5 protein-coding genes are annotated in these 5,533 nt (G+C 70.7%); 1 reads left to right on the top strand and 4 read right to left on the bottom strand.

The window, feature by feature from the left end; translation table 11 throughout:
- Positions 1 to 795 (bottom strand): dihydropteroate synthase (gene folP / locus NBX02_RS01090; RefSeq protein WP_250289597.1); only part of this gene is annotated, 795 nt, incomplete at its 3' end.
- A 160-nt stretch (positions 796 to 955) separates the two neighbouring features.
- Entirely contained in the window at positions 956 to 1,885 is a 930-nt protein-coding gene (locus tag NBX02_RS01085; protein WP_250285893.1) for a GNAT family N-acetyltransferase, read from the bottom strand.
- A 682-nt stretch (positions 1,886 to 2,567) separates the two neighbouring features.
- Here NBX02_RS01085 and NBX02_RS01080 point away from each other — a divergent pair.
- A complete protein-coding gene (locus NBX02_RS01080) occupies positions 2,568 to 2,735 on the top strand; it encodes a hypothetical protein (RefSeq protein ID WP_250285894.1) in 168 nt (55 codons plus the stop codon).
- A gap of 330 nt (positions 2,736 to 3,065) precedes the next feature.
- On the opposite strand, the gene NBX02_RS01075 is transcribed toward NBX02_RS01080, so the two are convergent.
- The gene (locus NBX02_RS01075) at positions 3,066 to 3,365 is read right to left on the bottom strand and encodes a hypothetical protein (RefSeq protein WP_250285895.1); all 300 of its coding nucleotides are present in this window, start codon (positions 3,363 to 3,365) and stop codon (positions 3,066 to 3,068) included.
- A 1,450-nt stretch (positions 3,366 to 4,815) separates the two neighbouring features.
- The coding region (locus NBX02_RS01070) for a phosphotransferase family protein (RefSeq protein WP_250285896.1) at positions 4,816 to 5,533 on the bottom strand (718 nt) is incomplete at its 5' end.

The raw sequence follows: 5,533 nt of genomic DNA, 5'->3' as shown, positions 1-5,533 counted from the left end.
GGCCCGCACCGCGTGCACCCGGACCGCCCACACCCCGTCGGCCGCCAGCAGGGCGGTCGTCGCCTGGGTCGCGCCGTCGCGCTCCCCGGCCGGGCGGGGACGCCCGTCGGCGTCCGCGAGCAGGCTGCCCAGGAAGGACTTGCGCGACGTGCCGACCAGCAGCGGATGCCCCAGCGCGGCAACGGCGTCGAGGCGGGCCAACAACGCCCAGGTGTGCCCGCTCTCCTTCGCGAAACCGATCCCCGGGTCGACGATCACCCGTTCGGGCGCGATCCCGGCGGCGAACACGACGTCGAGGCGCTCGCGCAGCTCGGCGACGACCTCGGACACGACATCACCGTAGACCGCGCGGGAGGCCATGTCCGCGCTCACACCTCTGGTGTGCATCAGAACGTAGGGCACCGCCCGCTCGGCGGCCACCGCCAGCAGGTCACGGTCGGCGGCACCCGACACGTCGTTGATGACCGCGGCGCCCGCGGCCAGCGCGGCCTCGGCGACGGCCGGACGGGTCGTGTCGACGCTCACCGCGACACCCGCCGCGGCCAGCTCCGTCACCACCGGCAGCACCCGGCGCAGCTCCTCGGCCGGATCGACCCGCCCCGCGCCGGGCCGGGTCGACTCGCCCCCGACATCGACGATGTCGGCGCCCTCGGCGGCCATCGCCAGACCGGCCCGGACCGCGTCGACCGCGGTCGGATAGGCACCCCCGTCGGAGAACGAGTCCGGCGTCACATTGACCACACCCATCACGCGGGTACGGCCCAGCGGCTCCAGAAGACCACGGCTGGCCTGCATGGACGTCATGCCCCCTACGCTAGGCCGTGTCCGCTGGATACCGGTCGACGCGGGCGGTGCCCCGGACGGCCGGCCGCGGGACAGGGGGGCCGCCGGCCCCTCGCGCACGGCGGCCGGACGACCGTGCCGACGATGCCGCACGGCCGATGACGCCGGTCGTTCACCTGGGGGCGCCGGTGGCGGTGGTGTGCAGCCGGCGGTAGGAGTAGCGGTAGACGGGGCGGAACCCGAGGGCGGCGTACAGCCGGCGGGCCGCCGTACTCGTCTGTTCGACCTGCAGGTAGGCACGGGACGCGCCCGTCTCGGCCGCCCAGTCCGCCAGCCCGGCGAGCACCGCGCGGGCGGCTCCCCGGCCGCGCGCGGCCGGCACGGTCGCCATGCTGTAGATCCCCAGCCAGTCGCCGTCCACGGTGCCGCGGCCCACGGCCACCGGCACGCCGTCCAGCACGCACAGGACGTACGCCGCGGGCACGGTGAGGTTCGCCAGCACCCCCAGCGTGCCGGCCCGCTGGCCGGCGAAGGTCGCCAGCACCTGGCCGGCGACGTCCAGCCAGACATCACCGACAGTGTCGAGCAGGATCATCCGGTGGCCGTCAGCGCTGGTGGACCCGTCAGCGCTGGTGGACGGGGAGCCGACGGCGCCGAGGGGGACGTACCCGGCGGGCCCGGCGGCCAGCCGTTCGCGGATCTCCTCGAGGCCGGCGACGCAGACGTCGGTCGGCCCGGTGTCGTCGAAACCGGCCGCGTCCAGCGCCTCGTGGATGTCCGAGGGCAGGGACACCGGTGTGATCTGGAGCGTCGGTGGCAGACCGGCGGTAGCGTAAAAATCACCGACCGCGTTCAGGGCGTCGGCGACGTCACCGACGTCGCCGCGGGCCCACACGGAGTTACCGCGCCGGGAGGAGCCGGCCGACTCCCGCAGCACCCAGCCACCCAGCCGCCGCTCGCGCAGGGGCGGCCACGCGCGATGCGCCAGATCCTCGAGCTCACGGCTGAGGTCACCGTCAACCGGTTCGCCCACCGTGGGCGCCACCAGCGCGTCCGGGACAGCCGGGCCCTGGCCGGGGTCGCCGACCGGTTCAGCAGCCATGCCGTGATCGCCACCTGCCGCCCGGGAACAAACCCGTACTGACCACCCGTCCGAGGCTACCGGGTGAAGCACGCGAGCGGACCGGGTTCCGGCCTCCGACGGCCTTCCCCAGCCCGGTCTCCAACCGGTCCCCGGCCCGGCTCCGGACGGGCTCCGGACGGTCGCGCCGGCCCGGTGCGCGTCCCGCCACGGCGACAACCGCGGATGGCAACCGGCAGGCGACAACCGGCAGGCGTGTCCGGCCCCGCCATCACCATGCGCGGCCGTGCCGGATACGCAGCGCCGGGATATCGACACGCCCGGGGTACATACCGGTCACCCGACCGGCTATTCAACGCATTAGCGTGACAGCATTGCCGTGACGGCATTAGCGTGACAGCGTGCGGCCTACCGGGACGGCCGGCGGAAGAGCAGACTTTGTTACTTCGCCGTAACGGAAGCTCAACCCGCCGGGAACACCGAGGTTCTACGTTTCTTACAGTAAGATCGGACGTATCGCTGCCCGACAAAGGGGCCGGGCTCCTCCGCAGGGGCCCTTCACAGGGGGCATGGAGTCGGAAATGTTGGTGAACCCGCCACGCAACGCCGTTCTGGCAGGTGCATCACGTGATGCGATCCCGCCGCACAGCGCGCTGACTGAGTGGAAATCGCTTCACGACCAAGAGTCGTTGGAGGTCTACTCATGAGCAGACTGGTCACCCTTGTCGCCGCGGTCGACGCTCAGCCGACCCTGGAACAGACGGATTCGATGCTGACCGAGCTCGGTCAGATGCCTCGAAACGCCGTCGTTCTGGGGCTGATCGATGCCCTACTCGAGTACCGGACGCTCCTGGTGAGCCTTACCCCCTGATCGCCCGCTCCGCGCACGGGGGCCGCGCCGGCCCCCGATTCCTCGCGGACCAGGATTCCTCGAACGCGTGAAGAACCACGGTCACGCGGGCTTTCGTCCAGCCAGTCAGGTGGCCTCCTGTTACCTGGCGACGAGACCACCTGACTGGTTGGAACAACTACCACCGGGAGATCCCGAGCAGCTGCTTTCAGCGACCGGACACCAGCACGACACGGTCACCGTACGCCCCGTGCCATGGAAAACTCCGCGACACGTATCTCAGCCATGTCACGGAGCTCCGCGGCACACAGCGGTGTCCGACCGCCGGGATACCACCGTGTTACGCGGTTCCTACCGGCCGAAGCGCTGGCCCTGCTGCTGCTGCTGGCCCTGCTGCTGGCCGAAGCCGCCCTGCTGCTGGCCGCGCTGCCCGGCACCCGCACCGACGAGCTCCTGGAGACGGGTCTCCACGTAGCGCTCGCTGTGGTGGGTCTTGTCCGCGATCCGCTGCACGAGGTCGTTGACGTCGCGGGCGGCGTCCAGGTCCGCGGTGCCGACCTGGCCGAATTCGTCGAGCAGGCGGTAGCGGATCTGCTGCCAGTTCTGGCGAAGCTCCTGCTCGATCTGCTCCTGCTGCTGCTGCTGTGCCATTACGTTTTTCCTCTCGTCGTATACCGACCGAACGAGAAGTGACACTACCCCACCGGGTACTCACCCGGTCAACCCCAACAGCCAACTTCGCAGGTTGTAATTCCGCGGGTTTCCCGAGGGCGAAATGGCGGCATACCATCAAAAGAAGAAAAATAGCCAGGGAAAAGACCCTGGCCGTCCGCCACCGCAAGCGGGAGGCCCTCCGCCAAAAGTCGGGCAAATATCGGGCGGCGACCCGGCCGCGCGCGGCCACCGCGGGCCGGGAATCTGTCACGCCAGGCAGCCACGCGGCACCGGTACCGGTCACTCCCACAGTGCGCGCCAAGTGCCGACCGTACCATAAGAATCCATCCGACCCAGGTGTCCGGCCATCATTTGGCGAACTTTCCGCAAGCAGGTCACGGCGGATACTTCATGGTCTGCTGAAAGCTTCTCGAATTTCCTTCCTTCCCAGTCCCGGAAGCATTACCAAAAAATGCCCAGGAAGACGGATCAACAGATACGGAAGCCGGTGGCGGAGCAGCGCGCCCACAGCGCTGATCCGCCCCGCCGGCAATCGGTCACACGCAGCCGGACGGGTCCGTCCGGCCCAGCCGGCGACCGCCCGGGCAGCAGCCGGCCACGGATATTTCGACCCATCGCGGACCACTACCCCACGGATGACGCGGACACCGTCCCGCGCCAGTGGGCAGCATGATCCCGTGATCTCCGCGGGCGAAGGCCCCCCTCGAGCAACGGACGGGCCCCGCGCAAGGCCCCCGCGCAAGGCCCCCACGGACGGACCCTCCTCGGACGACGATGTGACGGCCGCGGCGGGAACGGCGCACGGGCCGGGCGAGGCGGTCGACGAACCGGTCCGGGCAGGCCCCACGGGCACCCCGCGAACGGCGGGCACCCATCCGGCGCGACGGTGCTCTCTCGGGCCGTGGGGGCCGAGGCGACGCGCCCCTTGCCGCCGCTGACATCGCCACCCGGCGCCACTCGGCGCCGCCTGGCTCCGCAGAGCCCTCCTGGCCCCGCAACCCGCGCTGGCGGGCGGCCCGTCAGGACGGCAACCGGCGGGCGGCGACGAATCCGGACGGCCGGACGCACGGACGGCCAGAGCCGTCCGTTGCTCCGCCGACCAGGGCGTTGTGCCCGGGCCGGCCGCCGGATGGTGGGCACAATCACGACACTTCCCAGGAACACCCACCAACAGCCGTCCGATAACATGGCGACATCGAACGGTGGATTCGTCGACGTACCCGCACCGGAGGCAAACCCGGAGGATGCGGTCCCGAGGGAGCCGCGGCCGACAGCGGACGAATGCCGCTGCGAAGACGACGTCTTCGCAGCAGGGCGACGTTCCCTGCGAGAACGGCATTCCCAGACCGGTCCCAGTGTCCTGATATTTCGCCAGAACCATGACGGCAGTCAGGATCCTGACGTTTTCTCAGGGCTGGTCATGCTCTCAGGAATAGGGCATCCAACGGACGGTCTCGTCCTGGTAACGCAGGCTGGCGAGACGGACGGCGAACTGCGCGGCCACTCTCGGGCTGCTCGCGAGGACCGGTACCACGCTCGTCGTCAGCTTCAGCTCCCGCACCGCCCGTAACACCTCGAAACCCGGCCAGCGCATGACGTCGAAACCGTACGCGGCGGCGAGCGCCGCATACTGCTCCGGCGGGTAGCCGAACCGCAGCCGCCCGACGGCCAGCGGGATCAGATCCCATTCGGGCGGCCCGTGGCAGGTGGCGTCGAAATCACATATCAGCACCTTGCCGTCACGAGCTCTGACGAGATTTCCCAGATGGGCGTCGCCGTGGACGATCCCGGCCGGCAGGGCGTACACCACGCTTTCAAGAGCGGCCTCGCAGCGGGCGGCCAGTCGTCGCAGGAACGCGAGGTCGGCGGCGGGCAGCCCCTCGGCATCGGCGAGACGTGACCGGACGTCGGCGAGCGGGTCGAAACTGGGCAGGGGAACGTCCGGCAGCGGCAGGGTGTGCAGCTGACGTAACGCAACAGCAAGATCGCCCGCTGTCGGCGGGCCGCCGGCCGTGGCCGCCCGTCCCGCCGCTGGGCCCCTCCTCGCCGCATGCTCCGGCACCGCACGCTCCGGCAGCGCACGCCCGGTGGCGGCCCGTCCGGTCGCGGCCCGCCCGGTCACCGGGAGCATCGCCGTGCCACGC

The organism is Protofrankia sp. CiP1_Cm_nod1, assembly GCF_920888515.1.
GTDB lineage: Bacteria > Actinomycetota > Actinomycetes > Frankiales > Frankiaceae > Protofrankia.
The sequence above is the reverse complement of the archived record's forward strand: the minus strand, read 5'-3'. Positions and strand labels throughout refer to the sequence as shown.

Bases quoted from the DNA above. Each gene is read 5' to 3' on its own strand.
- NBX02_RS01085 (WP_250285893.1), bottom strand. From the start codon at position 1,885: ATGGCTGCTGAACCGGTCGGCGACCCCGGCCAGGGCCCGGCTGTCCCG.
- NBX02_RS01080 (WP_250285894.1), top strand. From the start codon at position 2,568: ATGAGCAGACTGGTCACCCTTGTCGCCGCGGTCGACGCTCAGCCGACC.
- NBX02_RS01075 (WP_250285895.1), bottom strand. From the start codon at position 3,365: ATGGCACAGCAGCAGCAGCAGGAGCAGATCGAGCAGGAGCTTCGCCAG.